At 51.4% G+C, this 26,737-nt stretch carries 26 protein-coding genes; 14 read left to right on the top strand and 12 right to left on the bottom strand.

Annotation, left to right across the window (positions count from 1 at the left end; translation table 11 throughout):
* The first annotated feature begins 4 nt into the window (after positions 1 to 4).
* From NDQ72_09985 to NDQ72_09995, 3 genes are all read left to right on the top strand, one after another.
* Entirely contained in the window at positions 5 to 1,351 is a 1,347-nt protein-coding gene (locus tag NDQ72_09985; GenBank protein WKD30245.1) for a HipA domain-containing protein, read from the top strand.
* Positions 1,348 to 1,650, top strand: coding sequence for a helix-turn-helix domain-containing protein (locus NDQ72_09990; GenBank protein ID WKD30246.1), 303 nt, complete (start codon positions 1,348 to 1,350; stop codon positions 1,648 to 1,650). Before NDQ72_09985 ends, NDQ72_09990 begins: the two co-directional genes overlap by 4 nt.
* Before the next feature lie 171 nt (positions 1,651 to 1,821).
* A complete protein-coding gene (locus NDQ72_09995) occupies positions 1,822 to 2,991 on the top strand; it encodes an alpha-hydroxy-acid oxidizing protein (protein ID WKD30247.1) in 1,170 nt (389 codons plus the stop codon).
* Positions 2,992 to 3,108: 117 nt separating this feature from the next.
* On the opposite strand, the gene cydB is transcribed toward NDQ72_09995, so the two are convergent.
* Both cydB and NDQ72_10005 read right to left on the bottom strand, forming a co-directional pair.
* Entirely contained in the window at positions 3,109 to 4,107 is a 999-nt protein-coding gene (gene cydB, locus NDQ72_10000; protein WKD30248.1) for a cytochrome d ubiquinol oxidase subunit II, read from the bottom strand.
* On the bottom strand, positions 4,104 to 5,516 hold the full coding sequence (locus NDQ72_10005; GenBank protein ID WKD30249.1) for a cytochrome ubiquinol oxidase subunit I: 1,413 nt from the start codon (positions 5,514 to 5,516) through the stop codon (positions 4,104 to 4,106). The genes cydB and NDQ72_10005 overlap by 4 nt, the downstream gene beginning before the upstream one ends.
* Positions 5,517 to 5,817: 301 nt before the next feature.
* Between NDQ72_10005 and NDQ72_10010 the strand changes: the two genes are divergently transcribed.
* The 8 genes from NDQ72_10010 (at position 5,818) to NDQ72_10045 (ending at position 10,667) form a co-directional block, all read left to right on the top strand.
* On the top strand, positions 5,818 to 6,879 hold the full coding sequence (locus tag NDQ72_10010; GenBank protein ID WKD30250.1) for a hydrolase: 1,062 nt from the start codon (positions 5,818 to 5,820) through the stop codon (positions 6,877 to 6,879).
* Positions 6,880 to 6,901: 22 nt separating this feature from the next.
* A complete protein-coding gene (locus tag NDQ72_10015; GenBank protein ID WKD30251.1) occupies positions 6,902 to 7,906 on the top strand; it encodes an aldo/keto reductase in 1,005 nt (334 codons plus the stop codon).
* Between the two features lie 115 nt (positions 7,907 to 8,021).
* Positions 8,022 to 8,198: a hypothetical protein gene (locus NDQ72_10020; GenBank protein WKD30252.1), complete on the top strand. Its 177-nt coding sequence runs from the start codon at positions 8,022 to 8,024 to the stop codon at positions 8,196 to 8,198.
* Positions 8,199 to 8,419: 221 nt separating this feature from the next.
* Positions 8,420 to 9,100: a Bax inhibitor-1/YccA family protein gene (locus NDQ72_10025; protein WKD30253.1), complete on the top strand. Its 681-nt coding sequence runs from the start codon at positions 8,420 to 8,422 to the stop codon at positions 9,098 to 9,100.
* Between the two features lie 81 nt (positions 9,101 to 9,181).
* Positions 9,182 to 9,571 (top strand): sulfurtransferase complex subunit TusD, encoded by a 390-nt coding sequence (tusD, locus tag NDQ72_10030; protein ID WKD30254.1) that lies wholly within the window; start codon positions 9,182 to 9,184, stop codon positions 9,569 to 9,571.
* Positions 9,572 to 9,624: 53 nt separating this feature from the next.
* Entirely contained in the window at positions 9,625 to 9,990 is a 366-nt protein-coding gene (locus NDQ72_10035; protein ID WKD30255.1) for a DsrE family protein, read from the top strand.
* A gap of 36 nt (positions 9,991 to 10,026) precedes the next feature.
* Positions 10,027 to 10,314 (top strand): sulfurtransferase complex subunit TusB, encoded by a 288-nt coding sequence (gene tusB, locus NDQ72_10040; protein WKD30256.1) that lies wholly within the window; start codon positions 10,027 to 10,029, stop codon positions 10,312 to 10,314.
* Between the two features lie 2 nt (positions 10,315 to 10,316).
* Complete coding sequence (locus NDQ72_10045; protein ID WKD30257.1) at positions 10,317 to 10,667, top strand: TusE/DsrC/DsvC family sulfur relay protein; 351 nt, start codon at positions 10,317 to 10,319, stop codon at positions 10,665 to 10,667.
* A gap of 39 nt (positions 10,668 to 10,706) precedes the next feature.
* Here the strand turns inward: NDQ72_10045 and NDQ72_10050 are convergent, their stop codons facing one another.
* Both NDQ72_10050 and NDQ72_10055 read right to left on the bottom strand, forming a co-directional pair.
* A complete protein-coding gene (locus NDQ72_10050) occupies positions 10,707 to 11,339 on the bottom strand; it encodes an XRE family transcriptional regulator (GenBank protein ID WKD30258.1) in 633 nt (210 codons plus the stop codon).
* 117 nt (positions 11,340 to 11,456) lie between these two features.
* On the bottom strand, positions 11,457 to 12,398 hold the full coding sequence (locus NDQ72_10055; GenBank protein WKD30259.1) for a histone deacetylase family protein: 942 nt from the start codon (positions 12,396 to 12,398) through the stop codon (positions 11,457 to 11,459).
* 106 nt (positions 12,399 to 12,504) lie between these two features.
* Between NDQ72_10055 and NDQ72_10060 the strand changes: the two genes are divergently transcribed.
* Positions 12,505 to 15,252: a bifunctional acetate--CoA ligase family protein/GNAT family N-acetyltransferase gene (locus tag NDQ72_10060; GenBank protein WKD30260.1), complete on the top strand. Its 2,748-nt coding sequence runs from the start codon at positions 12,505 to 12,507 to the stop codon at positions 15,250 to 15,252.
* Positions 15,253 to 15,368: 116 nt separating this feature from the next.
* Here NDQ72_10060 and pdxH read toward each other — a convergent pair whose 3' ends face one another.
* Complete coding sequence (gene pdxH / locus NDQ72_10065) at positions 15,369 to 16,013, bottom strand: pyridoxamine 5'-phosphate oxidase (GenBank protein WKD30261.1); 645 nt, start codon at positions 16,011 to 16,013, stop codon at positions 15,369 to 15,371.
* 237 nt (positions 16,014 to 16,250) lie between these two features.
* Here pdxH and NDQ72_10070 point away from each other — a divergent pair, with 237 nt between their 5' ends.
* Complete coding sequence (locus NDQ72_10070; protein ID WKD30262.1) at positions 16,251 to 16,943, top strand: cytochrome b/b6 domain-containing protein; 693 nt, start codon at positions 16,251 to 16,253, stop codon at positions 16,941 to 16,943.
* A 29-nt stretch (positions 16,944 to 16,972) separates the two neighbouring features.
* On the opposite strand, the gene NDQ72_10075 is transcribed toward NDQ72_10070, so the two are convergent.
* From NDQ72_10075 to NDQ72_10085, 3 genes are read right to left on the bottom strand one after another with little or no spacing between them, the layout of a single operon-like run.
* Complete coding sequence (locus tag NDQ72_10075; protein WKD30263.1) at positions 16,973 to 17,365, bottom strand: DUF2069 domain-containing protein; 393 nt, start codon at positions 17,363 to 17,365, stop codon at positions 16,973 to 16,975.
* Positions 17,362 to 17,988, bottom strand: a complete 627-nt coding sequence (wrbA, locus tag NDQ72_10080) for an NAD(P)H:quinone oxidoreductase (protein WKD30264.1) — start codon at positions 17,986 to 17,988, stop codon at positions 17,362 to 17,364. Before wrbA ends, NDQ72_10075 begins: the two co-directional genes overlap by 4 nt.
* A gap of 47 nt (positions 17,989 to 18,035) precedes the next feature.
* Positions 18,036 to 18,506, bottom strand: coding sequence for a gamma-glutamylcyclotransferase (locus NDQ72_10085; GenBank protein ID WKD30265.1), 471 nt, complete (start codon positions 18,504 to 18,506; stop codon positions 18,036 to 18,038).
* A 121-nt stretch (positions 18,507 to 18,627) separates the two neighbouring features.
* On the opposite strand from NDQ72_10085, the gene smrA reads away from it, so the two are divergent.
* Complete coding sequence (smrA, locus tag NDQ72_10090; GenBank protein ID WKD30266.1) at positions 18,628 to 19,218, top strand: DNA endonuclease SmrA; 591 nt, start codon at positions 18,628 to 18,630, stop codon at positions 19,216 to 19,218.
* A 117-nt stretch (positions 19,219 to 19,335) separates the two neighbouring features.
* Here the strand turns inward: smrA and NDQ72_10095 are convergent, their stop codons facing one another.
* The 4 genes from NDQ72_10095 to metH form a co-directional block, all read right to left on the bottom strand.
* Positions 19,336 to 19,881: a DUF934 domain-containing protein gene (locus tag NDQ72_10095; GenBank protein ID WKD30267.1), complete on the bottom strand. Its 546-nt coding sequence runs from the start codon at positions 19,879 to 19,881 to the stop codon at positions 19,336 to 19,338.
* Positions 19,868 to 21,526, bottom strand: a complete 1,659-nt coding sequence (locus NDQ72_10100) for a nitrite/sulfite reductase (GenBank protein ID WKD30268.1) — start codon at positions 21,524 to 21,526, stop codon at positions 19,868 to 19,870. Before NDQ72_10100 ends, NDQ72_10095 begins: the two co-directional genes overlap by 14 nt.
* Before the next feature lie 138 nt (positions 21,527 to 21,664).
* Positions 21,665 to 22,981 carry an MATE family efflux transporter gene (locus NDQ72_10105; GenBank protein WKD30269.1) on the bottom strand — a complete coding sequence of 439 codons (1,317 nt, stop codon included), beginning with the start codon at positions 22,979 to 22,981 and terminating at the stop codon, positions 21,665 to 21,667.
* Positions 22,981 to 26,676 carry a methionine synthase gene (gene metH / locus NDQ72_10110; GenBank protein WKD30270.1) on the bottom strand — a complete coding sequence of 1,232 codons (3,696 nt, stop codon included), beginning with the start codon at positions 26,674 to 26,676 and terminating at the stop codon, positions 22,981 to 22,983. Before metH ends, NDQ72_10105 begins: the two co-directional genes overlap by 1 nt.
* Positions 26,677 to 26,737: the final 61 nt, after the last annotated feature.

Below are 26,737 nucleotides of genomic sequence, written 5' to 3' on the forward strand. Positions count from 1 at the left end.
ATTCGTGAAGTTAACGATACAGGTTCATTTTGAACAAGCGTGGCATGATGCGGCTGAATTGTCGTTGCCTAACCCTGAGCAGGGTACTCGCGGGGAGTCTCGGCTGCGCTATGCGACTGACTATGCCGTTGAGTGGCTGTTTCAAGATGACTTGCACGCTTGCAGTATGCGGTTGCCTATCGAGTTAATGCTGACCCATGAATCGCCACACTGGTTCGGTTTCTTGGAGGACATTATGCCGGCCGGGGCTAGCCGACGTTTTTGGGTGAATTATCTAGGGCTTCACGATTTACCGGTTGGGCAGCAGGACGCTGAATTACTGGCACGTGGCACTATCGCGCCGGTCGGTAACTTACGAATCAAACAATCAGTGCCTGATCACTCCGTAAAGAAAGCCATAGAGGAGCGACGTTTTCCGCTGCAAAGCGTTGTAGAGCGTCAGGTGGACTTTTTAGAGTATGCCCAGCAGATGGGGGCAGCCAGTGGCGGTGCCACTGGCGCAGGTGGTGAAGCGCCAAAATTGCTGCTCAGATTGACGAACGATGACCAGGTTTGGATTGATACCTGGCAGGATGAAAACCATCGACCTGACCTACCCATGCTGGTGAAATTTCCGCGCGGTCAACGCTCAACTGACGATTGCGACATCTTGCGCGCTGAATATCATTACTATCAAGAGCTTGCATCGTTAGGGGTGGCCACGATAGATACCGAACAGATGCGTTTGGTGGAGGGAGAGCGTTACCCGTCCCTGTGGTTACCCCGTTTCGACATGCAGTACCTCGACGGCACTTGGGTTCGCTATGGCCTGGAGTCGGTCTACTCCTTGGTAGGCGCCGCACCGGGCACCTTCCTGCATCATGGCGAAACAATTCGCCAACTGATTAGCTTGCTGAGGGCTCAATATCGCGTGCAAGAACAAGGCGCCGTTTTCGATAGCGAGCGCTTTACGTTGGAGTGGGTTAAGCGTGATTTGTTGAATATCGCTTTCGGCAACTCTGATAATCATGGCCGGAATACGGCGTTATTGAAGCGCCCCGAAGGCATTGGGCTTGCCCCCGTATATGACTTCGCGCCGATGAAGGCTGACCCCGAGGGGGTGACACGAACAACGCAATGGGGAACGCCCCTGGAAGTTGGCGGGGAGTACGATTGGCAAGGAATTGCTGACACCCTGGCAGACGTTATTGATCCAGAACGAGTGATGGAAGAGCTTCGTGCGCTGGCATTGAATCTAGAGGGCGTCGATGAACGCTTGGCTGCCCGTGGGGTTCCAGCTCGAATTCTTGATATGCCTGCAGTCGGCCTACGCACTATCAATACTCGACTCAAGCGCTGGGGGTTGCTATGAAGCGCTATGCTGATGATCGCGAGGAAGCCCTGGTGGCTCTGTTAAAACGCTTCTATGCGGGGGAAATCACCGATGGTGCGTTATTGCGTGCGTTACGCCGCGATGTGTTGGGGTTGAACCAAACACGTTACGCCGCTCTGGTGGGCATCAGTCGACGAACGTTGTCGGATCTGGAAGGCGATAAAAACAATGTCACTCTAGAGGTTAAGAATCGTGTATTCCGTCCGCTAGGGTTAGAAGTGAGCTTACTGCCGCGTAAGCGTGTTCTGTTGGAGCAGATATTGGCATTCACCGAGTAACTTGCTTCATTTTAATACCCTGCCATTTCCGCAAATCACTGCCGGTCATGCTGAAATAGCTTGCTGAGTAAAGAGAGCGGAACAGGACGTTTACTTGTGCAGTATTGAAGAACAATATAGAGGTCGTCTGTTCTAGATGTTAATGAGAACAATGTCTATTGAGGGAGTGTTATGCCGATCTATACCAACATTGAAGACCTTCGTCGCCATTACGTCCGCCGTACACCAAAAATGTTTTATGACTACGCCGAGTCGGGCAGTTGGACAGAGCAAACCTTCCGTGAAAATACCAGCGACTTCCAGCATATTCATTTAAAACAGCGTGTTGCGGTCGATATGTCAGGGCGTTCTACGCGAAGTTCTATGCTGGGCGAAGATGTGGCTATGCCGGTTGCGCTTGCGCCCGTAGGGCTAACGGGAATGCAATCGGCAGATGGTGAAATTAAAGCAGCACGGGCGGCTGAAAAATTTGGTGTCCCGTTTACGCTTTCGACCATGTCGATTTGCTCGATTGAAGACGTCGCAGAACACACGACTCAGCCGTTCTGGTTCCAGGTGTATACCTTAAAAGATGATGATTTTATGCGCCGCTTGTTTGAGCGTGCTAAGGCGGCTAACTGCTCAGCTGTTGTGGTCACTGTCGATTTGCAAGTGATGGGGCAGCGCCACAAAGATCTTAAAAACGGACTCTCAGCACCCCCTAAATTGACCGCAAAATCGATTGCCAACATGGCGACGAAAATTCCTTGGGGTCTGGAGATGCTGAAAACCAAGCGTCGCTCATTTGGCAATATTGTGGGGCACGCCAAAGGGGTTACTGACCCTTCCTCATTGTCAGCGTGGACAGCAGAGGCCTTCGATATATCGCTGGACTGGAAGCGTATTGCGCAATTTAAAGAGTGGTGGGGCGGTAAGCTGATTGTGAAGGGCATTATGACCCCTGAGGATGCGCGCTGTGCCGTAGAGATAGGCGCTGATGCCATTATTGTTTCTAATCATGGCGGACGTCAGCTTGATGGAGCAATGAGCTCAATCCGGATGCTGACAAGTATTATGGATGAAGTGGGTGACGAGATAGAAGTCCATCTCGATTCTGGTATCCGTTCGGGCCAGGACGTGCTGAAAGCGTTGGCGCTGGGAGCTAAGGGAACCTACATTGGGCGTGCTTTTACCTATGGGTTAGGGGCTGCCGGTGAAGAGGGCGTCACCAGGGCGCTACAGATTATTCATAAAGAGCTCGATACCACAATGGCGCTATGTGGAGAAACAGACGTTAGCCGCTTAGGCCCTCATAATCTTTATGTGCCCAATGGTTTTGCTGATCCTACTATCAAGCTTTAGAACGCACTCAGTGAGGTCTTACATCCAAAGCAGTAAAAGAAGGGTGCCCAAATGGCACCCTTCTTTTTTGTTACAAGCAATTTGTGACAAGCAATCAACAGATTAACTGGTAAAGCCTCAATGATACCCTTCGCCCACTTTTACCTTGCCGCGGAATACCCAGTAAGACCAGGCGGTGTAGGCCAATACGATAGGGATTACAAACAGCACGCCGATCAGCAAAAACAATTGCGACTCCGGTGCTGAAGCGGCATCCCAAATTGTATAGTTAGGCGGTACGATAACCGGCCACTTGCTGGCGATGAGACCAAGGTAGGTGAAGATAAATAGGCCCAGCGTCGCGACAAACGGTAAGCCTTCCTGCTGGCGTTTAACGGCACGATAAAGAGTACCGGCGCAGACCATGGCAAGAATAGGGAACAGCCAAATTAGGTGAATCTGGTTCATCCAGCGGTCACGCACTTCTGGACTAACCAACGGTGTCCACAGGCTGACAATGCCAAACACGACCAGCACTGCTAGCAGCAGTTTTGGTGTGATTCGGTAAGCCCACTGTTGGACATGGCCTTCTGACTTCAGGATCAGCCACGTAGAGCCAAGCAATGCGTAGCCTGACATTAGTCCAAGCCCCGTCAATACAGTAAAGGGTGTCAACCAATCCAGTGCGCCACCGACATAGCGAAAGTCTTCGACAGCAAAGCCTTGGATGTAAGCGCCGACGACAGCGCCTTGAGCGAAGGTGGCAACGGCGGAACCCCAACAAAATGCACGGTTCCACCAACGGCGGTTTTTCTTAGACTTGAAGCGAAACTCGAACGAGATACCGCGAAAAATCAAGCCAGCCAGCATTAGGAAAACACCGATATAGAGCGCGGGCAAAAACACGGAGTAAACTAAAGGAAAGGCGCCGAGCAGACCAGCTCCCCCCAGTACTAGCCACGTCTCATTGCCATCCCACACGGGAGCAACAGAGTTCATCATCACATCGCGTGACTCTTCATCAGGGGCGAAGGGAAACAAAATCCCCAACCCTAGATCAAAGCCATCCATCAAGACATACATAATGACGCCAAAGCCAATAATGGCAGCCCAGATGAGTGAAAGATCAATACTCATGTGTTGGCTCCTTCCAAATCATCATCAAAGGGGGTGTGTGCTGCGGATAGGGGGCGTTTCGGGCGTTCAACCTCGCCTCCAACTTCAGCCTGTGTTTCTTCTTTCATACCATTGCGCACAACACGCGTTAGATAATAAATACCGGTTAAAAACACCACGCTGTAAACAGCGATATAGCCAATCAAGGTAAACAGCGCCATGCCGCCAGTAAGGGACGGCGTTAACCCTTCCGCGTGAGTCATGACGCCATACACTAACCAAGGCGCACGTCCTGATTCGGTAACAATCCAGCCACCCAGGACCGCAAGGAAGGGGGATGCAATCATGACGGTAAGCGTTTTCAAGAAAAGCGGGTTTTCATAGACACGCCCTTTACGACGCAGAAACAACCCAGTCAGCGCAACAGCAATCATTAGCACGCCAATGCCTACCATGACGCGGAAAGCCCAGAATACGATGATGACTGGTGGCTGCTCTTCTATCGGTACTGCGTTAAGCCCGGGAACTTCACCATCGACATGGTGCGTCAGAATCAAGCTGGCGAGGTTGGGGATGCCAATCTCAAAATGATTGGTCTGGGCTTCTTTATCAGGGATAGCAAACAGCAGAAGCGGCACATTGGTTTGCGTTTCCCAGTTACCCTCCATAGCGGCTACTTTCGTTGGCTGGTGCTCCAAGGTGTTCAGACCGTGAAAATCGCCGACTATTGCTTGTGCGGGCGCTAAAATCAGCAGTAACCACAAACACATGGATAGCGCTTTTTTGTTAGCTTCAACATCACGCTTGCGCAGTAAGAACCAGGCGCTAACCCCTGCAACGACGAACCCGCCGGTTAGGAAAGAAGCCATGCCCATATGAACAAAGCGATACCAGAAGGAGGGGTTAAAGAGTGCTTCCATCCAGGAAGTGATATGGAACCGACCGTCGATCAGCTCGTAACCTACCGGGGTTTGCATCCAACTGTTGGCAGAAAGTATCCAGAAAGAAGATATAAACGTGCCCACAGCAACCATAATGGCAGCAAATAAATGTACGCCTTCAGGTACTTTATTGCGGCCAAATAACAGCACGCCTAAAAAAGCAGCTTCTAGGAAAAAGGCCGTTACTACCTCATAGCTGAGGACAGGGCCTAAGAAGTTAGATGTTGCGTAGGCAAAGTTGCTCCAGTTAGTACCAAACTGAAACGACATCACAATGCCTGATACGACGCCCATGCCAAACACAACGGCAAACACTTTTGTCCAGAAAAGCGCCAAGCGATCCCAAGCGGGGTTTTCCGTTTTGTAAAATAGACCATGCAGTAGCGCGATGTAGGAAGCCAGACCGATAGTAAACACCGGAAAAATGGCATGAAAGGAGACAACAAAAGCGAACTGTAGCCTGGAAAGCAACAGAGGATCTAATTCCATGGCGACCTCCTAGATCGTGTGGCATGAAAGTATTGAAAATCAGTAGTTGTCGCAGGAGCTATATTCTTAAAGGCTATGGCTATATTTCTTTATTAATAGTAGTTGAAACCACTCTACGACGTAACTTTAAAGTATCTAATGATGCAGGGCGTATTGTCGCATCTATGAAAACGCTGCATACAAGAGGCGTTTGCTTTAGGCGAGCGAGTTTCAGCCCCAAGTCGATATTTCTGTCACAACCAAATCTGCTTATAAATTTTGCTAAGCTATTTAGCTGTTTTTTTGCTGGCGCTTCTCCTCCATGTCTTCAGCCCCGTCTTCAATCCTGTCTTCACCTATGCCTCCATTTCGGTCTTCGCGTTGGCTGCCTGGCGGACATTTTCAAACGCTCTATAGCCCGCTATGGCGGACATCGCCGCAATTACAGCGTCGGCGGGAGCGAATGACGCTTCAAGATGGTGATTTCATCGATGTGGATTGGTATGGGCCTGGGGGCGAGTCGGCGAATTGCGTACTGCTGCTTCATGGCCTAACTGGCAGCTCTTCTTCACTGTATATACTAGGGCAACAACAGGCGTTAGCGGCGCGCGGCTGGCAGAGCGTGGCTGTCAATTGGCGTGGCTGCTCTGGTGAGCCAAACCATCGCGCCAGGGGATATCACTCTGGCGCGAGTGAGGATTTGGCGGATGTGGTGAATCAACTAACGTTACGCTATCCAAACAAATTGTTTGCCGCGGTTGGTTACTCATTGGGTGGTAATGTGTTGCTCAAGTATTTGGGCGAAGAGGGTGGCAATACGCCGTTGAAGGCGGCGGCAGCGGTATCGGTACCGTTTCGACTGGACCACTGCGCAGACCGAATAAGTAAAGGCTTCTCCAGAATTTACCAGGCCCGATTCCTGCGAGACCTGCGCCAGTATGTTGAACATAAACAGCAGGCGTTTGTACGCCAAGGGCGAAGGGAAGAACTGGAACGTTTAGCGGCGCTTGAAACATTACAAGGTATGAAGACGTTTTGGGACTTCGATGGCCGCGTTACTGCGCCACTGCATGGCTTTGAAAGCGCCGATGACTATTATCACCGCTGTAGCAGTGCTTTCTTCGTGGAGCACCTTCGTATTCCAACGCTTATTGTGCATGCGCTAGATGACCCTTTTATCTACCCACAGAGCGTTCCTAATGCGGAAACTCTGCCAAGCCATGTCACCCTGGAGCTTCATGCCTCGGGTGGTCATGTGGGCTTTATAGAGGGGCCTCCGTGGCGGCCGCGTTATTATCTTGAACACCGATTGCCTAATTGGCTGCAGTCGCAGGTTTGCAGCCAGGGCAAAACGCATAACACTAGTGCACTACGATCCAATTAACGTCAATCACCCAGAGGTTGCTATGTCCGCGTTCTTTGACCGATTAAACGGTGTCTCGTCTCCTCGTATTGGCTTGGGATGCATGAATCTTTCCCATGGCTATGGGCAGTATGTGCCAGAAACAGAGGCGCTTCGGGTATTGGAAGAAGCCTTTGAGATGGGATACCGCCATTTTGATACGGCGACGCTCTATGGTGGGACAGCCAATGAGCGGTTGTTAGGACTTGCTTTAAAAACAAAAAGGCACCAGCTGTTTCTCGCCAGCAAGTGTGGAATGGCATTGGATGCTGAAACAGGGAAGCGCATTATCGATGGTCGCCCCGACACATTGCGTCGCCAGTGTGAAGAGAGTCTGTCGCGACTGAAAACGGATTATTTGGATATTTACTACCTGCATCGCCTAGATCGTAGTGTTCCTATTGAAGAGAGTGTTGGGGCGCTGGGCCGACTAGTGGAAGAGGGTAAAATTGGCGCGGTTGGTTTATCTGAGGTATCGGCAGAAACACTTCGTAAAGGTAATGCGGAATATCCAGTCGCAGCAGTGCAGTCAGAATACTCACTCTGGACACGTAATCCCGACATTGCTCTGAAGGATGTATGTGCGGAGCTCGGTGCCGCCTTAGTGGCGTTTAGTCCACTTGGGCGCGGTTTTCTGACGGGGGCAGTGGAAGAAAGTACCCAGTTTTCGACAGGGGATATGCGCGCCGGAATGCCTCGCTTCAGTAAAGACAATTTACCTCACAATATAGCTTTGTTGGATGACGTTAAGACAATGGCTAGGCGTCTTGAGATCTCACCCGCACAGCTGGCGCTAGCTTGGTTAAACGCCCAGGGGCATCATATTGTTCCTATTCCTGGTTCCTGCTCAGTGACGCATATACGCGAGAACTTACGCGCTGAAACGGTCGTGTTGGATGACGCAACAGTGACTCAGCTCAACGGTATGCTGTTGCCGAGCCAAGTTGCTGGCGCTCGTTATAGCGACGCGCAACAAGCTGATGTTGATACTGAAGAATTTGCGGATTGATAGAGTAGATTGACAGGGCGAATGGTGATTTTACCCAACCCCGTTGCTTTCTTTCCGCCTAGGACTATTATTCGCTACTAACGACGATGTTGTTAGCCCACCAAGGAATACTGCCATGTTAAAAGGTCTGATTATTTGCTTTGCCGTGCTATTTGCACAGTTGGCGGTGCTGAACGTGATCGATGCACGTCTCTATAACGCTCAGGATGCGCGTCAAGCAGCGACAGTGCAGCATTTACCTCACAAGGAAGAAGACGACGATAACGTTTCACCGCCAGCAGTGAAGCTGTAAGCAGAAGAGGCGAAGATAATCACGCCAAATGTGGCACGGCCAGGGGAATTTTATAGCGCATTTCTATGTCCAAAACAGTGTGGAATGTTAAGCATAGTCAACGCTTGAGGAGCAAGTGCCTTAAAAAGCAGTTGCTTGCGTGGAAGACAAATACTTGCGTCTGGAACTTGGTAACGGCATCCTTGTCCGTTGTTAGTATTACCATTAGGGAGCATAGATAAATGGCTTTTAACGATTCGAACACGGCGAGAGCGCAAACGCGCAGCGAAGTAAGTAGTGTTAGCGCTAATAAAGTTCTGCGTAACACCTACGCGCTATTGGCCATGACATTGCTATTCTCTGCGGTCACCGCTGGTGCCTCTGTCGCAATGGGCATCCAACAAATGAACATTTTTGTGTTCTTTATCGGTGCATACGGGCTGATGTTCCTGGTTCACAAAACGGCCAATTCGGCAGCTGGTTTGTTGGCGACTTTTGCATTCACCGGATTTATGGGCTTCACGCTTGGCCCAATCATTTCCGCTTATCTTACGTTGCCTAACGGTGGCGCTTTGATAATGAATGCATTGGCAATGACTGGCTTGACGTTTATCGGCCTTTCTGCGGTTGCATTAACCACCAAGAAAGACTTCAGCTTTTTAGGTAATTTCCTAATGGCTGGTGCCATTGTGTTGATTTTGGCCATGGTAGCCGGGCTGATCTTCAACATTCCTGCGCTTTCATTGATGGTTTCCGCTGGTTTTGTGCTGTTTGCATCTGCGGCGATCCTCTACCAAACCAGTGAAATTGTTCACCGGGCGGGAGAGACCAACTACATCCTCGCAACTATTACGCTTTATGTTTCCATTTATAATCTGTTCATCAGTCTGCTCTCGATTTTAGGCATTATGAGCAACGACTGATCACCCCCTGCAGTACTATCGCGACAGACCCTACTTGCTAGGGTCTGTTTTTTTTAGGGCGGACTGTATCGAGATAATACGATGGAGTATGGCTTATTGGTCATGGGGGCGCCGTACAGTAGTGCCGCCCCGCATTCCGCACTGCGATTTGCCCAAGCAGTGCTAAATGAAGGACACCACATCAAGGGCGTTTTTTTCTATCAAGATGGCGTTCATAATGCTTCCCGACTAATGTCTCCTCCACAGGATGAGCTGAATATGCGAGATGCTTGGGTTGACCTGCATCATCAGCACGGGGTGGCATTAGATGTATGCATCGCGGCGGCGCTACGCCGTGGCATGGTGAGTGAAGCAGAGGCAAAGCGGCACGGGCACGTGAACTTCAATCTTGAGCCACCTTTTGAATTAACGGGGCTAGGGCAACTGCTTGAGCTACAGCAGCGCTGTGATCGTTTGATTACGTTTGCTTAGTATTGAGAACAGGGCTGAAAACAGGGCGACCAGAGTTGATAGGTAGGACTAAGATGGCTGAAGCAAATGAGCGACTTATCGTTATACGACATGCGCCCTATAGCTCAAATGAGTTGCGGGAAGGGCTGGATGTTGCGCTAGTGTCTGCTGCCTTTGGGCAAGCGGTTGATCTGCTGTTTTTAGGACAGGGGATATTCGCGTTACTCAAAGATCAACGGGTTGGCGCGCCTGGCCAAAAAGCCACGCTACCGACAATTAATATGTTAGAAATGTACGATATAGAAAACATCTTAGTCCCTACAGAGACGCTACAAGCCTTCAATATAGCCACTGATCAGCTGGTTGAGGGAGTTACTCTAGTCCCAGCTTCAGACGTGTCAGACCTATTCCAGCGTTATAATTATGTTCTTAATTTTTAATTTTGCGCTCAATTTTTAGCAGAGTAGCCAATAACTATGCTGCATATTCTGAATAAACCTCCCCATAGCGATGCTGCTGTGCAAATGCTTAACGCTCTCAGCAATGGCGATTCTGTTGTGCTGATAGAAGACGGCGTGCAGGCTGCGCTCTATCCTGAATGGCAAGGCTGGGCAGCCAATACAGCATCGATTTTTTTGCTAGCTGAAGATGCTATTTCGAGAGGGATTCACTCTGTTGCCACAAGCCATGGGCTGCCTTTGATAGAAATGGACGGCTTTATTAGGTTGACCGAGCAAAATGAAAAGATCATTTCCTGGTATTGAATATGAGTAATCAAAGTTTATACCGTTATCTTGATTCATCGCAAAGAGTCCAACTAGATCCTGAGGGATATCTGGTTAAGCAGGATCAGTGGAGCGATGAGGTTGCTCAGTTGCTCGCTGAGGATGAAGGGTTAACCCTCACAGAAAAACACTGGGAAATTATTCGGCTGGTGCGCGATTTTTATAGTCGGTATGAAATGGCGCCCGCAATGCGGCCCTTAGTGAAAGCCACAAAACAGGCGCTGGGCGATGAGAAGGGGAATTCAATTTATTTAATGACGCTGTTTCCGGGTAGTCCGCCAAAGCGTATTGCTCGCATCGCTGGCCTTCCTAAGCCCACAAACTGTTTATAGCTATTTTGTGGTTATTTTGAGCGATACGAGATCTGGGCGTTAGACCGAGTCGCCCCGCGTGCAAACAGAAAGTACGACCGCATCTTCTGGGCTGGTAGAAACAAGGGCATGCCCCATATCGCTATCAAAATAAATACTATCGCCTTCGGCGAGCATGAGTGGCGCATAAAATTCTGTGTATAACAAAATATCGCCTTCTAAAATCATCAGAAACTCTTCACCGTCGTGTCGAACCCACTGATGATACTCATCAAAACTGCGTGCTCTAACAATGGTCTTGAAGGGAATCATGCGCTTTTGAGCAAGCTGATGCCCTAGCAGTTCATGCTCGTAGGTAGGGGTAGGGTGCACTTGGCCCTTGCCCTTACGGGTAAGATCTCTACGCCCCATGGTATAGCGCTCACGCTTTGGCGGCGTAAATAGCTGAGGTAGGTCGATGTTCAGGCCGGTAATAAGTTTTTGAACCACACTGAACGTAGGCGACACTTGGTCATTTTCGATCTTGGAGAGTGTTGAACGTGCTAAGCCTGTGCGCTGGCTGACGTCTTCCAATGTCCACTGGTTAGCAAGGCGAATCTGTTTTAAACGTTCCCCCAGGCGTAAAGGTTCGACAAAGGGCTTTCGCCCAGAGGCTATGCGCAGCGCAGCATGCTCTTCAGTAGTAGCGGTCATAAAAAGCCACGTGAGTAAACGTCAATAAAACCGCATGTTATCACAGACGCCTTGTCTCAAGGTCGCGCAGTTTTCAAGCAACGTCGCATGACGTTTCACAATAGCGAGTGGCATACGTCATGGAACATCCGTAAAAGGCAAACCCAATAGCGCTTTTAAGTGAGCTTCTGCACCGCTAGCGAGCGTTTTCGGGTTATATCCCCCCTCAAGTACTGAAACTACTCGGTTTTCTGCATAGAGGGCGGCAATCTCCATTGCTAAGTGGGTTATCCAATAAAAATCCTCATCTTCTAAACAGATATCTCCCATAGGGTCGTCGCGATGTGCATCAAAGCCTGCAGAAAGCATGACCAAGTCTGGTTTGAAGGCATGGAGCGCGGGAAGCCACTGTCGTTCGATAATGCGTCTAAACTCTTTACTATCAGTACCTACTTCCAGCGGCGTATTGACCACATTCTGCCATTCACTGCGTAAATAACGCCATGGGTAAAACGGATACTGGAAGCTCGTGCATACCAGTACTTCTGGATCATTTTTGAAGATATCAATAGTGCCGTTGCATTGATGAACATCAAAATCGAGTATTGCGATACGTTTAGCACCATATTTTGCTTTTGCATGGGCCGCGCCGACGGCAATGTTGTTATAGAAACAAAACCCCATCGCATCAGCCGCTTCAGCATGATGCCCTGGCGGTCGTACTGCGCAAAATACGTTGTCAGCTTGGCGCTTAAAAACTTGATCAACTCCGCGAATGACGGCCCCTGCGGCCACTCTTGCTGCTTTTAGGCTATCAGGGTTCATCATTGTGTCGCTATCGAGTGTAACGATGCCCTCTTTCGGCAGGCACTTCTCTAACGCATTAAGGTGCCTGGTTGGGTGCACTCTTGCTAACGCCTCGTCACACGCCTCTTTGGCATCCGCCTGCATGGTTTGTTGAAGAAGGCCTGCTAGAGATAGGCGCGCACGAATCGCTTCAAGCCGTTGAGGGCTTTCAGGGTGCTCAGGCCCCATATGGTGCAATGCGCAGTCTGGGTGAGTAAGGTAGGCAGTAATCATGCAAGCGCTCCGAAGACAATATCGCCACCTTAATCGTCTCAGGGGCTTGCGCGACAGTGTCAATAAGTCGTACACAGTGGTTATTAATTTCAGGGGAGACGCATTCGTGAGCACACGTTTTTTGCATCATTTTTTCGAACCGCGCACAGTGGCTGTGTTCGGTGCCTCTGAAAAGCCAGCCTCGTTGGGTGGTTTGGTACTCAATAATCTTCAAGAGGGCGGTTTTAGGGGGAAAATATGGGCGGTCAATCTGAAAGGCTATGACACAGTCTTCGGCGTAGATTGCGTCCGCACCGTGAATGAACTGCCTGAAATTCCTGATTTAGCAGTTATTTGTTCGCCAATCGATGGTGTTCCTAGTCTTATCAAAAAACTTGGCCAGTTTGGTGTTAAAGCTGCTTTGGTGCTTTCCGGTGGTGCTTACCTTGATCGTGAGACGGGTAATAAGGGCTCTATTCGGCAACGTATGTTGCAGTCGGCGATTGAGTCGGGTATCCGGGTATTAGGGCCTGAGTGTATGGGACTGATTGTGCCTGGGAAAAAACTGAATGCCTCTTATGCCAGTCAGCCGGTTCAAGCAGGCAAGGTGGCCTATTTAGGGCAATCGGGCATGTTGGCAAATGCCATGATCGATTGGGCTGCTGGCCGCGATGTTGGCTTTTCGCACTTGATCACGGTAGGCGACAGCGTTGATGTGCTACTGCCAGATTTGATTGACTATGTGAATCAGTTTTCTCCAGCGCAAGCGATTCTGCTGCACCTTGAGCGTGTGATGGATGCTCAGCACTTTATGACCTCCGTGCGTGATGCATCGCGTAACCGCTTGGTCGTTGCCATCAAGAGTGGCCGAACGCCGCAGTCAGATATTTCGGGTATGGCCCCCACGCCAGGTATTGCTAATCGTGATGTGGTTTTTGACGCGGCCTTCGCCCGAGCGGGCGTTGTTCGCGTCAATGATTATGATGAATTGCTGGATGCGCTTGAAACCTTATCGCGCATGAAGCCGCTTCGCGGCGACCGTTTGGCTATTGTGTCCAATGGCTTAGGGCCCGCCATGCTGGCGATCGATAAACTGATAAGTGCGGGCGGCAAACTGGCGGAGTTTAGCGAAGAGACCCAGCGTGTGCTGCATAAAAGCCAGGTAGATATGAGTAAGCCCGGTGAGAACCCAGTGGATTTAGGCGGCAACGCGACGCCAGAGCGTTTTGTAGAAGCGCTAAAAATTGTCACGGCCGACCCAAATGTGGATGCCGTACTGGTGGTTCACGCGCCCACGCGTTTAGCGCCTTCATTGGCCACCGCTCAGGCGCTGATTGATCATCGAAAAACATTTAAACGTAACTTGCTGACGAGTTGGATGGGGCTGAAAGAAGCCCTGAACGCTAGACATGTGTGTAATTTGGCGGGGATACCCACCTATACATCGCCAGAAAAGGCAGTGAAAGCATTTATGCATATGGTGGACTACCAGCGTGTTCAGGCGCTGCTGCATGAAATTCCGCCTAGCTTACCTTTTTCCACCAGCGCAGAGATTCGTGCGGAGTGTCGCGCGCTGATTAAAAATGCCAAAGCGGAGGGGCGACAAACGTTGACCCATTCCGAAACGGCCCAGGTGCTAGAAGCCTATGGCATTCCTGCCGCACCGAGTGTCTATTTGGCTAATCCGGAAGATGCCTTAGCGATGGCGGATCATTTTCCAGGTCCTAAGGCGCTAAAAGTCATTCACGAGGGCAATTGCCGCCCTTATCGCTACCGTAAACACCCCCATAAAATATCCGCGGGTCTACTGCAAGATTTAGAAACGCCGGAGCAAGTGGCCGAAGGGATCCGTCAGCTAGGCGACAAGGTGCGCGAGAAATTCCCCGAGTATGCTATTCGCGAATACTGTTTGCAGCCAATGCAACGTGGTAAACACTCAATGCAGATCTGTGCCGGGATCACGCGTGACCCTGTGTTCGGTCCGCTGATTGTGTTCGGGATAGGTGGCTATAAAGTGAACGTGCTAGCGGATCGTCAGATTGCGCTACCACCGCTGAACATGAGTTTGGCCGCTGACGTGGTGGGTAGAACCCATGCGGCTTCATTGATTCGCGAGCATTCGGCTGACCCCGAACGAGATATCCAGCGGCTCTGCCAACTGTTGGTCAAACTATCCCAAATGGCGTCTGACTTGGGCGACTTGAGGGGGCTTGAACTCAATCCTTTACTGCTGAACCGTGATGGGATGTTAGCAGTGGATTTTGCCATGGACTTAGGCCCACCGGCGCGTTTTGCCATCATGCCTTACCCTGAAGAGCTACGTGAATGGGTAACGCTGACAAATGGATGGCGGGTAGAGGTTCGCCCCATCCGCGCGGAAGATGCCCCTCTGATTACGACGTTCCACCGACAGTTATCAGAGGAGAGCATTCGTTTTCGTTATTTCCACAATAAATCCAACCTAACCCAGCGTGATTTGTCGATTCTGTCGCATATCAACTACGACCGACAGATGGCCTTTATTGCCGAACATCAGCACGATGACGGGAGTAAAGAGATGTTGGGTGTCGTTCGGGTATGGAATGATCCCGATAATATTCGCACGGAATTTTCGGTCATTATCCGTGACGATTTGCAGGGGCTGGGTATTGGTAGCCTGTTAATGAACAAGATGATCGATTACTGCACCAACATTGGCACCCTCGAAATGATCGGCAAAATTATGGTAGATAACCATCCCATGCGCGCCTTGATGAAGCACTTGGGCTTTAGGTGTCGCTATAACATGGAAGAGCAGGTGATTGATGCCGTGCTTAGGTTGAACGAGCCTGAAAGCGAATGGCAGCGTCACCGGTTGGAGAGCCAGCCTGACTAGGCTATTTCTGACACAAATGAGCCTGCCTCAAAAGAGGCAGGCTCATTCATGGGATGGGTAAAACGAGTGAAAACAGTGTCTAAATTAAGAAGCCACTAAATTAATGAGTTTCATAATTAAGGAGCTAAGCGGAAGCGGCTCCAATCGCCGCCGTCACGCCGTTCAAAGCGTAGGCGGTCGTGAAGACGACTGGGCTGCCCCTGCCAGAACTCAATCATTTCAGGGTTAACTCGATAGCCGCCCCAGTGATTCGGACGCGGAATATCTTGTCCTTCGTAGGCTTGTTCAAAGCGTTTTTGCCGCTCTTCAATCCAATTGCGATCAGGGATCACAACGCTTTGGGTAGCAATCCAGGCACCCAACTGGCTACCACGAGGCCGGCTTGAAAAGTATTCATCAGACTCCTCTTGTGCCACTTGCTCTACGGGACCTTCGATGCGAACTTGCCGTGACAGCGAGGGCCACCAAAAGGTGATAGCCGCAAAAGGTACGTTGCTCAGCTCGCTACCTTTGTGGCTATGGTAGTTGGTGAAAAACACCATACCTTGCTCGTCAAACCCTTTGAGCAGAACGACACGGGCATGGGGGCGCCCCTGACTGTCTACCGTAGAAAGGGTCATTGCGTTACCGTCTTGTCCTTCTGCTTCCAGCGCTAGGCTAAACCACTCATCAAACAGCACAAAGGGATTGTCGGGGGCTTGGGCTTCATCAAGGCGGCCACCTTCATAATCGCGCCTAATGTCAGCTATATTGCGTGTCATTGAATACTGCTCCCTTTAAATTTTGTTCATGGTCGCTGGTCTTTCGGTAAAGCTCAAGCCCTGTCTCTACGCTTTGTTGACAAGCTCTATTTAGAAGCCCAGCCGAGAGGTTGATGGCGTTACGAATAATGCAAAGTTGCTTGATTGTATAACGCGTCGACTGTGCTCTGTAATGCGTTATATCAGAAACATTGAAGAAATGAGAAAATGTATGAATAGAAGATAAAGGGCAACGTAATGCAGAATGAAAGAAAACAGCTGGCCGTTTGGGACGTCTTTGTACGCTTATTCCATTGGTGTCTGCTGGCAGCGGTGATCATTTCGTTTTATACCGCGAAAACCGATGGTGTACCGTTTTTGTTTCCGATTGAGGCTCATGCCCAAGCAGGCTACCTCATTATTGGTTTATTGATATTTCGCGTGATATGGGGCGTCTCAGGCCCTGTCTATGCTCGCTTTAGTACGTTTATTTATGGGCCAACAGATACGGCAATTTATGCGAATGCGCTGCTCAAGCGACGCGCACCTCGCTACGCGAGCCACAACCCCCTGGGTGGTTGGATGGTCGTTCTTTTGTTGCTCTCACTGAGTTTTCAGGCAGTCAGTGGGCTGTTTTTGAGTGACGATATCTTCTTTCAGGGCCCGCTTTACGGTTTGCTGGGCCGAGACATAAGTGGCGAGCTAGCCAGCTTGCATTCACTCAATAGTGATGTGCTGCTTATCCTGATAGGCATCCATGTTGCGGGCATCATTGTGCATGCTCTGCAGGGAGAAAATTTAGTCGCGGCGATGGTGACGGGAATCAAACGTTTCAATAGTGAACCGATTGATATACAACCTGCCCACCGAACTAAGCACCGCCTGTTTGCGCTAGGTGCTTTTTTAGTTGCGGCGGGCGTTTGTGGCTGGCTGTGGTTTTATCCCTACTGATGTTTTTAGCAAACAGGGGGTAGCTAAGCTTACGCTTGGCGCTGTTGACGACTGCGAAAACGTGCGTACGCCATACAGCCAGTAAATAGCGCCAGTGATACAACCGCTTCCAGCACACCGCGAACGCCTTGGCTGGGTAGGGTTGCCAGCATAGTGCCTTGAGTGAAGTACAGTAGGCTAACAAAGGCTAACCAAGCATGGCCTCTGGCTCGCTGACCAATGATAGAGGGTAAGAATAGTAACAGTGGCAGCACAAATGCGACCACAGGACGCCAGTTAAAGGTGTCACCCTGAATAAAAAAGCCACGATAGATAACTAGCAGCAGCAGAATGACAAAGCTGACGAGTACTAACTGCCTTGCTTGCTGTGTGAGCTTATCGAGTCCATGGCGAGTCTCGAGACCTTCTAACCACTGCCTCATGCCGCTTCCTCCTGGCGCATTTTATGCAGCGCTCGCGCAAGCCTAGCCAACCGCTTGCCTTGAGCAAGACACAGTGCACGCTCGTGCTCGTCGACAGAGCGGTCGCTACGCGCACCGGCAACATGGCTAGCCCCGTAGGGTGTACCACCGGTTTGGGTGCTGAGAAGGGCGGTTTCATTATAGGGGATGCCGGCGTAGACCATGCCGTGATGCAGTAACGGAATGAGCATGGTAAGAAGCGTGCTTTCCTGGCCACCGTGGAGGCTGGAAGTGGATGTAAAGGCACAGGCAGGTTTATCAATCAATGTGCCATTCATCCATAGGCTGCTGGTGGTATCTAGAAAATACTTAAGCGGCGCAGCCATATTGCCAAAACGCGTAGGGCTACCCAATGCCAATGCGCTGCAGTGGCGCAAATCTTCGAGGTCTGCATAAACCGCTCCCTCTGCTGGAATTTCGGGATCAACGGCTTCACAGGTTGTGGAGACAGGGGGAACGGTGCGCAGCCGCGCTTCAATCCCCGTAATGCTTTCGACACCTGCTGCAATTTGCCTTGCCATATCCGCAGTGGCTCCTGAGCGCGAATAGTAAAGAATTAAAACAAACGGCGTGGAATCACTCATGAGGTATCCTAGAAATAACGACGTAAAGAGGGCACTGCGTTGTCTGCTTATGGTACCAGAGCTACTGGTTGTACAGGAGATGCGTTACGCAATTGGCTAAGCGTGGGCAAGCGTAGATAAACCCATGCGGTTGAACCGTCCGTTAGCGTTTGTTTGACCCGCTCATAGCGAATACCCAGGCGCTCATAACGATCCAAGCGCAATAGCTGATCCGCAGTGACTTCTAACCGTAACCCTTCTACATGGCTATGGGTATCGGCAGTCAAGTCCAGGCCTTGTTTTTTAAAGCCTTCAAGACGTGCAGGTTGTGGGTTGCCTGAACTGCCCATCACCACCCAGCGCACAGGGAGATAGCGCAGCGTGCCATAGACGAAGACACTGTGGGTTCGTTCTTCAATGATTGGCAAGTGGGAGGGGCGCTCGTAAAACCACGGGCTCAGCATTGTCAGCCAAAGCCAGCCTGCAGCACCGATTAGTAGTACTGCGCTACACACGATCAAACGTTTTAACCAAACCATGCCCACTCCTTTGATTATGTTGGCTATCAGCGTGGCGTTAGATGTTAATGAAAACAAGTCTTAAGCAATGTCGGCGGGTTTGCTAGGATAAGGGCATTAGACCCTGTCAGAGGAGCCTGTTATGAATCAATCACTTCGTGATGAGATGGATTTCAGTGCGTTGGTCGGCGATGTAAAGCCGTTACCCAAGCATAACCGCGCAGATACAGGTACCCAGCGCCAGCGGCCAACAGAGGCCCAGCTTGCTCGTCGTGAAAGTGCGGAGCAGCGTCTGGAAGAGCGTAATTTCTTATCTGATGATTTTGTCGACTTGTTGCCGCCCTTTGATCCGATTGAATACCGCCGTGAGGGTATTCAGCAAGGTGTGGTCGATAAACTGAAGCATGGTGGTTACAGTGTTCAGGCCCAACTACATCTGCTACGGCGGCCGTTGGCAGAGTGCCGCAGAATGCTATTCCCGTTTATTCAAGAAGCTTACCTCCACGACCTTCGCTCTGTGCTCATTGTGCATGGGAGAGGTCGAGAAATAGATAGTCCTGCGAATGTCCTGCGTTCCTATCTGGCTAAATGGCTTACTCAGTTCGACGAAGTGCAGGCTTATATTTCTGCGCAACCTTCGGAGGGTGGCTTGGGTGCTACCTGGGTCATGCTGCGTAAAAGTGACCGTGCCAAAGCTAACAACCGTGAGCGCCAGCAAAAACGTCGCGGCTAGCCTGCCATTGTTTATTAGGTAATTGTTTATCAAGCAAAAGGGCAGCCTCTCGGCTGCCCTTTCTGTTTCTATCTTTCTACTTCTATCTTTTTACTTCTATCTCGATACCGCTTGCGGTTACTGCTTGCTGTCCGCTAGGCGGCGTTCGAACAGTGCTTGGCGCTGCTCAACATCGGTTTGGTAGCGAACGCTAAACATATTCAACGCACGGATAGCGTCGTCTGGATGCTGATCATCTCGCAGAGCCATGGCGGTAAAGCCACAGCGGCGCATGTAATCCAACTGGTCGACCAACACATCACCGACGGCACGTACTTCACCGGTATAGCCGTAGCGTTCGCGAAGCAAACGAGCAAGCGTGTAGCCACGCCCATCCGTAAATGCCGGGAAATCAATGGCAACCGCACGGGTACTGCTTAGCTGCTGGCCAAGCTCCGTGGTTAACTCGGTATCACTTGACAGCAGCGGTGCTAGCTCGGCATCGTCCTGATTCGCTTGCCAGAGTGCCAGCGGCACAAAGGCGGGACGCTGTTCAGGGAGCGTGTCTGCGTCATAGGACACGCACCAGGCATTCTCTGCTGCCAGTTCACCATCAGCGATCAGATGGTCGACATGTACCGGCGTGAGCTCGACCGCGTCAGTCTGAGTGTCATTGCTGGGCATAAACACGCTCCTTAAAGGGTTTTAAGCCAATACGGCGATAGGTGTCGAGGAATCGCTCGTCTTCGTGACGTTCGGCCACATAGACTTGCAGTACCTTATCGACAACGCCTGGCACGTCTTCGCGGAAGAAAGAGGGGCCCAGGATTTTACCTAGCGATGCATCGTCCGTTGAATTACCACCAATTGAGATCTGGTAGTACTCTTCGCCTTTTTTGTCGACGCCGAGGATGCCGATGTGGCCAACGTGGTGATGCCCACAGGCGTTCATGCAGCCTGAAATATTGAGATCCAGAGGGCCGAGGTCGTAGAGGAAGTCCAGGTCTTCAAACCGCTCCTGTAGTGCTTGAGCGATGGGAATCGAGACCGCATTGGCCAGGCCACAGTAGTCGCCGCCAGGGCAGCAGATAATATCGTTCAGCGTACCTACGGTTGGATTGGCCATGCCCAGTGCATCAAGCTCTTTCCAGAGCGCTTCCAACTCGTCGACGGGAACGTCAGACAGCACTAAGTTTTGCTCGTGGGTCACGCGCACTTCACCGAAGCTATAGCGATCGGCCAAGTCAGCGACGGCTTCCATTTGATCCGCTGTGACATCACCTGGTGCGTGTTCGCGGCGCTTAAGTGAAAGGGTCACTGCTTTATAACCAGGGACTTTGTGGTCGGTGACGTTATTCGTCACGAAGCGAGCCAAACTACGATTTTCGTTGCGTAACTGTTCGAAATCGGCAATGGCGCTCTCTGCGACCGGACGACGCTCTGGTTCAGGGAAGTGGATCTTGGCCGCATCAACCGCTGCTTGGTTGAGTGTTTGCGGGCCATCTTTAAGATGCGCCCACTCTTCGTCAACGCGGCGACGAAACTCTTCAATACCGAGCGCTTTGACGAGAATTTTAATACGTGCTTTAAACTTGTTATCGCGGCGACCAAATTGGTTGTACACGCGAACACACGCTTCCAAATACGTTAACAGATGCTGCCAGGGAAGATCTTCGCGCACCACGTCGCCAATCATCGGTGTGCGGCCAAGACCGCCACCTGCGAGCACTTTGATGCGCACGTCACCGTCTTCGTTACGCCATAGCCGCAGGCCGATGTCATGCACTTGGATAGCGGCGCGATCTTGGGCGGCACCGCTAACAGCAATTTTAAATTTGCGCGGCAGGTAGGCGAACTCGGGATGTAAGGTCGACCACTGGCGAATTAGCTCACACCAAGGGCGCGGATCTTCCACTTCATCCCCCGCGATACCGGCAAACTGGTCACTGGTGGTATTGCGGATGCAGTTGCCGCTGGTTTGAATAGCGTGCATTTGTACTTTGGCGAGGTCTGCCAAAATATCGGGCACGTCTTCCAATGCGGGCCAGTTCAGCTGCAAGTTTTGCCGGGTTGTGAAGTGGCCATAGCCACGGTCATAGCGGCGGGTAATTTCCGCTAGCGCGCGAAGCTGCTTGCCCGCCAGCATGCCGTAAGGGATGGCAATTCGCAGCATTGGCGCATGCTTCTGAATATACAGGCCGTTTTGGAGTCGCAGCGGGCGAAACTCTTCTTCTCCCAAACGTCCGGCGCGGTAGCGGTCCATTTGGTCACGAAACTGAGCGACGCGCTCGTCAACCAACGTTTGGTCGTGAATATCATAACGGTACATGTGGCACGATCCTGCTAAAAGCGAAATGGTCACGTCGAGACGGACGGTAATGTGCCGCCACCTTAACGCGGGCGTCATATTCTACAAAAGAATATATAATTATTTTTTTATCGCTAAATGGTATTTGAGGTTTGTAAGTCATAGCGTTTGAGCTAGCCAGCGTCGACGCTGCCACACCCATAAGAAGCTGCTGGAATTGAGCGCACGGTAGAAGAGCTGCACTAGCCATACACCGAGTAGCCCATATTCCAGCTCAATGCCTACCCACCAGGCCAGTGGCAGAAACACTAGCCACTGCATACTTAAAGTAAGCAACATCACTGTTCGCTGAGCGCCAGCGCCCATTAATGTTTGGGCTAGCACCAGTGCGGCAGCATCCAGCACTATCATTAAGCCAGTAATTTGTAAGGGGAGAGTGCCTAACTGAATGAGTGAGTAATCTTCAAAAAAAATAGCCAGAACAGTTGTCGGGAACAACAGCATAGGGAGTGCCAACACTGTCAGCAGCAAGCCAGCGACGCTTAATGCATCGATTCCCCATCGGTGTGCTGCCTGTTGATCATCGCGTCCTAACGCCTCACCAACCAAGCTCATTGCCGCCACACCCACCCCGACGCCAGGTAAAATAAGTAGTAACGATAGATTCACTAGCACATGGCCAACAGCGACACTCTGCGTGCCCATCCTACCTAATAGCCAGAACAGCACCACATAGCCGGCGGCAAACCATACTTGTTGCAGTGAGTGTGGGAAAGCCAAAAATAGGGTGGTCTGTAATGAGCGCAATGTCAGCTTCTGCCGGGTAAGTGCGCGGGCGTTATACGTCACGCAAGCCCAGATAATCAGCCCCAGTAGTAGCGAAAGCGTCGTGCCAATCCCTGCACCGTTGGCACCCAGCGCCGGAAGGCCACCAATGCCATAAATTAACCCCGCACTAGCGACCACATTGAACACATGCACAATGACGATAATACGCAGGTAAAGGTGCGTGTGCTGCCGTCCGTTCCAGTAACCGCGAAAGCAAAGTGTCAGGGCAATCGCGGCTAACGATACAACGCGCCAGCGGAAATACTCCACGGCAATGGTCGTCACGTCATCTGCTGGCGTAATTGATTGTATTAACCGGGGAGCTTGCCACCACGCGAGACACGATAATGGAATGCCGACCATAACGGCGATCAGCAAGCCAGAGTGAAGTGAGCGTGTTAGCGGGAAGTGTTCTGCGCCCAGGTCTTGAGAGGTTTGCGACTGGACGCTGGAAGAGAGGCCAAAAACCAGCGCCGTCATCATAAACATGGCATAGCCGCCGATACCAACACCTGCCAATGCCTCTTGGCCTAAATGGCCTACCAGCGCAGCATCAATAAGGTTGAGCATGCTCTGTGAGAGCATGCCCAGCATGATGGGTAAGGCTAAGCGCATGACCTTACCTTGGCGGCGGCCCACTGCTGACATTAGCTAGGGTCGTAAGAGAGCACTGGCGATAGCCAGCGTTCCATTTCCACTAGCGGCATCTGCTTGCGTTGCGCAATCGCTTCCACTTGATCCCGGGTGATTTTGCCGGTGGAGAAGTATTTGGACTGGGGGTGGGCGAAGTACCAGCCAGAGACCGCCGCCGCAGGCCACATGGCAAAGTTTTCGGTCAGTGCCAAGCCGGTATTTTCTGTCGCATCAAGCAACCGGAACAACGTGGCCTTTTCGGTATGGTCAGGGCAGGCTGGGTAGCCGGGAGCAGGGCGGATACCCTGATATTTCTCGGCAATTAGCGCGTCATTATCCAGCGTCTCTTCCGGCACATAGCCCCAGAACTCTTTGCGCACACGCTCGTGCATGCGCTCGGCAAACGCTTCCGCCAAACGATCGGTTAACGCTTGCACCATAATAGCGTTGTAATCGTCACCTGCCGCTTCATAGGCTTTGGAAAGTTCATCAACCCCATGGCCTGTGGTAACCGCAAAACCACCAATCCAGTCGGCTTTGCCGCTCTCTTTAGGCGCAATAAAATCCGCAAGACTGTAGCAGATCCCGTCACGCCCCTTAGTGGTCTGCTGACGAATGTGATGCAAACGCTCAACGACCTCGGTACGGCTTTCATCGGCATACACTTCAATGACATCGTCATCCACGCTGTTGGCGGGCCACAGACCAATGACGCCGCGCGCCTGAACGCGCTTTTCGTCGATTAGCTTGCGCAGCATCACTTTGGCATCTGCAAACAAATTGCGCGCAGCTTCCCCGACTACCTTGTCTTCAAGGATTTTGGGGTATTTGCCAGCGAGCTGCCAGCTCATAAAGAACGGAGTCCAATCGATGCGTTCAACCAGCTCTTCAAGGTCGTAGTTATCGAAGGTTTTCAGGCCCAACACCTGAGGTTTAACTGGAGTAAAGCTGGTCCAATCCGTGCGGAAGCGCCGTTTACGGGCCTGGGTATAGTCCAGGTCTGCCGCTTTAGGGCGGCGTTTGGCGTTACGCTCGCGCACTTTTTCGTACTCTTCGCGAATCTCGGCAACGTAGGCGGCTTTAAGGTTCGGTGCCAGTAAACGGCCCGCGACGCCAACCGCCCGGGAGGCATCGGTTACATAAATCACGGGGTGATCGTATTGTGGCTCAATTTTGACCGCTGTATGGGCTTTGGAGGTCGTAGCACCACCAATGAGCAGCGGCAGATCCATGCCTCTGCGCTTCATTTCTTTAGCAACATGCACCATCTCATCAAGCGATGGGGTAATCAGTCCAGAAAGCCCAATGATGTCAGCATTGTGATCTTGAGCGGCCTGAAGAATTTTTTCGGTGGGCACCATCACGCCAAGGTCGATGACTTCGTAGTTATTACACTGCAGTACCACGCCGACAATGTTTTTGCCGATGTCGTGAACATCACCTTTGACCGTGGCCATGACGATCTTACCTTTGGCCTTGGTCTCTTCGCTTTTTTCAGCTTCGATATAGGGAATCAGATAGGCAACCGCCTGCTTCATGACGCGAGCCGACTTAACTACCTGGGGTAGGAACATTTTGCCGGCACCAAACAGGTCGCCAACCACGTTCATACCATCCATTAACGGACCTTCGATCACCTCGATGGGTCTAGCGGCCTCGGCGCGAGCCTGTTCGGTGTCCTCTTCTATATATGCCGTTACGCCTTTAACCAACGCATGCTCGATACGCTTATTAACCGACCAACTGCGCCACTCCAGGTCTTCTTTTTTGGCCGCACCGCTGCCATCGCCCTTGTACTTGTCGGCAAGGTCAAGCAGCCGCTCGGTACCATCGCTACGGCGGTTGAGTACGACGTCTTCTACCGCATCACGCAGTTCAGCGGGTAAGTCATCATAAACCGCCAATTGGCCCGCATTGACGATGCCCATGCTGAGGCCTGCACGAATGGCGTGGTAAAGGAATACCGAGTGAATGGCTTCACGAACGGGGTTATTACCTCGAAATGAAAACGAGACGTTCGACACGCCGCCGGAGATCATCGCGTGAGGTAGGTGCTCGCGGATCCACTGAGTGGCCTCAATGAAATCGACGGCGTAGTTATTGTGCTCATCTATGCCGGTAGCGATAGCAAAGATATTAGGGTCGAAAATAATATCTTCCGCAGGGAAACCAATGTCATCGACGAGTAAGCGGTAGGCGCGTTCACAAATTTCGGTTTTACGCGCAAAGGTATCTGCTTGGCCTTCTTCATCAAACGCCATGACCACAATGGCAGCACCAAAGCGGCGACATTTGGTGGCTTGCTCGCGAAACGCGGCTTCGCCTTCTTTCAGCGAGATCGAGTTCACAACCGCTTTGCCTTGAACGCACTTAAGGCCCGCTTCGATGATGTCCCATTTAGAGGAGTCGATCATGATCGGAACGCGAGCGATATCGGGTTCGCCAGCGATTAAATTAAGGAAGCGAACCATCGCTTCCTGGGACTCCAACATGCCTTCGTCCATGTTGATGTCGATAATTTGTGCGCCGTTCTCGACCTGCTCCAAGGCGACTTCAAGCGCGGTTGTGAAGTCTTCTTCGACGATTAACCGCTTAAAGCGCGCCGAGCCGGTCACGTTAGTGCGCTCACCGACATTGACAAACAGCGCGTCGGCTTCAATGTTGAAGGGTTCTAAGCCAGACAGTCGGCACGCATGACTACGCTTTGCTACCTTGCGGGGTGCCATTGGGCTGACGGCTTCAGCGATAGCTCGAATATGCTCAGGGGTTGAGCCACAGCAACCCCCAATAATATTGACCAGTCCACTTTCCGCGAACTCGCTGACAATGGCCGCCATTTCCTCTGGGGTTTGGTCATACTCACCAAACTCATTGGGCAGGCCCGCATTGGGGTGCGCAGAAACAAAGGTATCGGCTTTAGTGGAAAGCTCTTCGATGTAAGGGCGCAGCTCTTCAGCACCTAGGGCGCAGTTTAAGCCAACCGAGAGCGGCTGGGCGTGGCGAACAGAGTTCCAGAAAGCTTCGGTGGTTTGACCAGAAAGCGTGCGACCTGACGCATCGGTAATGGTGCCGGAAATCATCACCGGCAGCCGAGTGTTCAGGTCATCAAACAACTCTTCAAGCGCATAAATAGCGGCTTTGGCATTGAGTGTGTCGAAGATAGTCTCGATCATAATAAGATCGGCACCGCCTTCGATTAACGCACTAGCAGCTTCATAATAGTTCTCGCGAAGCTCGTCGAAGGTGACATTGCGCTTAGAAGGGTCGTTGACATCCGGCGACAGGGACGCAGTGCGTGAGGTTGGCCCAAGTACCCCAGCGACATACCGCGGGATATTCGTTTCAGCAGCCACGGCGTCACAGACATTACGCGCCAAACGTGCCGACTCACGATTCAGCTCAGGCACCAAATCTTCCATGCCATAGTCTGACTGGGAAAGACGGGTGCTATTAAATGTATTGGTTTCGATAATATCCGCGCCAGCTTCTAGATAGTCGCGGTGAATACGTGCCACCAAGTCCGGACAGGTAAGTGCTAATAAGTCATTATTACCTTTAAGGTCCGAGGGCCAGTCACGAAAGCGGTCACTACGGAAATCGTCCTCGCTGAGTTCGGCGTTCTGCAACATGGTGCCCATGCCGCCGTCCAAAATCAGGATACGTTGGGCAAGGCGTTGGGTGAGGGAAGCAGTCAAATCACTAGCAGCCATGGCAGGGGGGAATCTCCAGCGTCTCAGTCGAAAAGGATATTTTTTATAGTCGTCGTCATAG

Origin of the sequence: Halomonas sp. KG2, from assembly GCA_030440445.1 — a bacterium.
Lineage (GTDB): Bacteria > Pseudomonadota > Gammaproteobacteria > Pseudomonadales > Halomonadaceae > Vreelandella.

What these genes read in the sequence shown, in the direction of transcription:
- cydB (WKD30248.1), bottom strand. Translation starts at nt 4,107, where the DNA reads ATGAGTATTGATCTTTCACTCATCTGGGCTGCCATTATTGGCTTTGGC.
- NDQ72_10010 (WKD30250.1), top strand. Translation starts at nt 5,818, where the DNA reads ATGTCTTCAGCCCCGTCTTCAATCCTGTCTTCACCTATGCCTCCATTT.
- NDQ72_10055 (WKD30259.1), bottom strand. Translation starts at nt 12,398, where the DNA reads ATGATTACTGCCTACCTTACTCACCCAGACTGCGCATTGCACCATATG.
- NDQ72_10045 (WKD30257.1), top strand. Translation starts at nt 10,317, where the DNA reads ATGAGTAATCAAAGTTTATACCGTTATCTTGATTCATCGCAAAGAGTC.
- NDQ72_10025 (WKD30253.1), top strand. Translation starts at nt 8,420, where the DNA reads ATGGCTTTTAACGATTCGAACACGGCGAGAGCGCAAACGCGCAGCGAA.
- tusD (WKD30254.1), top strand. Translation starts at nt 9,182, where the DNA reads ATGGAGTATGGCTTATTGGTCATGGGGGCGCCGTACAGTAGTGCCGCC.
- NDQ72_10015 (WKD30251.1), top strand. Translation starts at nt 6,902, where the DNA reads ATGTCCGCGTTCTTTGACCGATTAAACGGTGTCTCGTCTCCTCGTATT.
- NDQ72_09995 (WKD30247.1), top strand. Translation starts at nt 1,822, where the DNA reads ATGCCGATCTATACCAACATTGAAGACCTTCGTCGCCATTACGTCCGC.
- pdxH (WKD30261.1), bottom strand. Translation starts at nt 16,013, where the DNA reads ATGACACGCAATATAGCTGACATTAGGCGCGATTATGAAGGTGGCCGC.
- wrbA (WKD30264.1), bottom strand. Translation starts at nt 17,988, where the DNA reads ATGAGTGATTCCACGCCGTTTGTTTTAATTCTTTACTATTCGCGCTCA.
- NDQ72_10070 (WKD30262.1), top strand. Translation starts at nt 16,251, where the DNA reads ATGCAGAATGAAAGAAAACAGCTGGCCGTTTGGGACGTCTTTGTACGC.
- NDQ72_10050 (WKD30258.1), bottom strand. Translation starts at nt 11,339, where the DNA reads ATGACCGCTACTACTGAAGAGCATGCTGCGCTGCGCATAGCCTCTGGG.
- NDQ72_10075 (WKD30263.1), bottom strand. Translation starts at nt 17,365, where the DNA reads ATGAGGCAGTGGTTAGAAGGTCTCGAGACTCGCCATGGACTCGATAAG.
- NDQ72_10020 (WKD30252.1), top strand. Translation starts at nt 8,022, where the DNA reads ATGTTAAAAGGTCTGATTATTTGCTTTGCCGTGCTATTTGCACAGTTG.
- NDQ72_09990 (WKD30246.1), top strand. Translation starts at nt 1,348, where the DNA reads ATGAAGCGCTATGCTGATGATCGCGAGGAAGCCCTGGTGGCTCTGTTA.
- NDQ72_10085 (WKD30265.1), bottom strand. Translation starts at nt 18,506, where the DNA reads ATGGTTTGGTTAAAACGTTTGATCGTGTGTAGCGCAGTACTACTAATC.
- NDQ72_10035 (WKD30255.1), top strand. Translation starts at nt 9,625, where the DNA reads ATGGCTGAAGCAAATGAGCGACTTATCGTTATACGACATGCGCCCTAT.
- NDQ72_10100 (WKD30268.1), bottom strand. Translation starts at nt 21,526, where the DNA reads ATGTACCGTTATGATATTCACGACCAAACGTTGGTTGACGAGCGCGTC.
- metH (WKD30270.1), bottom strand. Translation starts at nt 26,676, where the DNA reads ATGGCTGCTAGTGATTTGACTGCTTCCCTCACCCAACGCCTTGCCCAA.
- NDQ72_10005 (WKD30249.1), bottom strand. Translation starts at nt 5,516, where the DNA reads ATGGAATTAGATCCTCTGTTGCTTTCCAGGCTACAGTTCGCTTTTGTT.
- NDQ72_10095 (WKD30267.1), bottom strand. Translation starts at nt 19,881, where the DNA reads ATGCCCAGCAATGACACTCAGACTGACGCGGTCGAGCTCACGCCGGTA.
- NDQ72_10105 (WKD30269.1), bottom strand. Translation starts at nt 22,981, where the DNA reads ATGTCAGCAGTGGGCCGCCGCCAAGGTAAGGTCATGCGCTTAGCCTTA.
- tusB (WKD30256.1), top strand. Translation starts at nt 10,027, where the DNA reads ATGCTGCATATTCTGAATAAACCTCCCCATAGCGATGCTGCTGTGCAA.
- smrA (WKD30266.1), top strand. Translation starts at nt 18,628, where the DNA reads ATGAATCAATCACTTCGTGATGAGATGGATTTCAGTGCGTTGGTCGGC.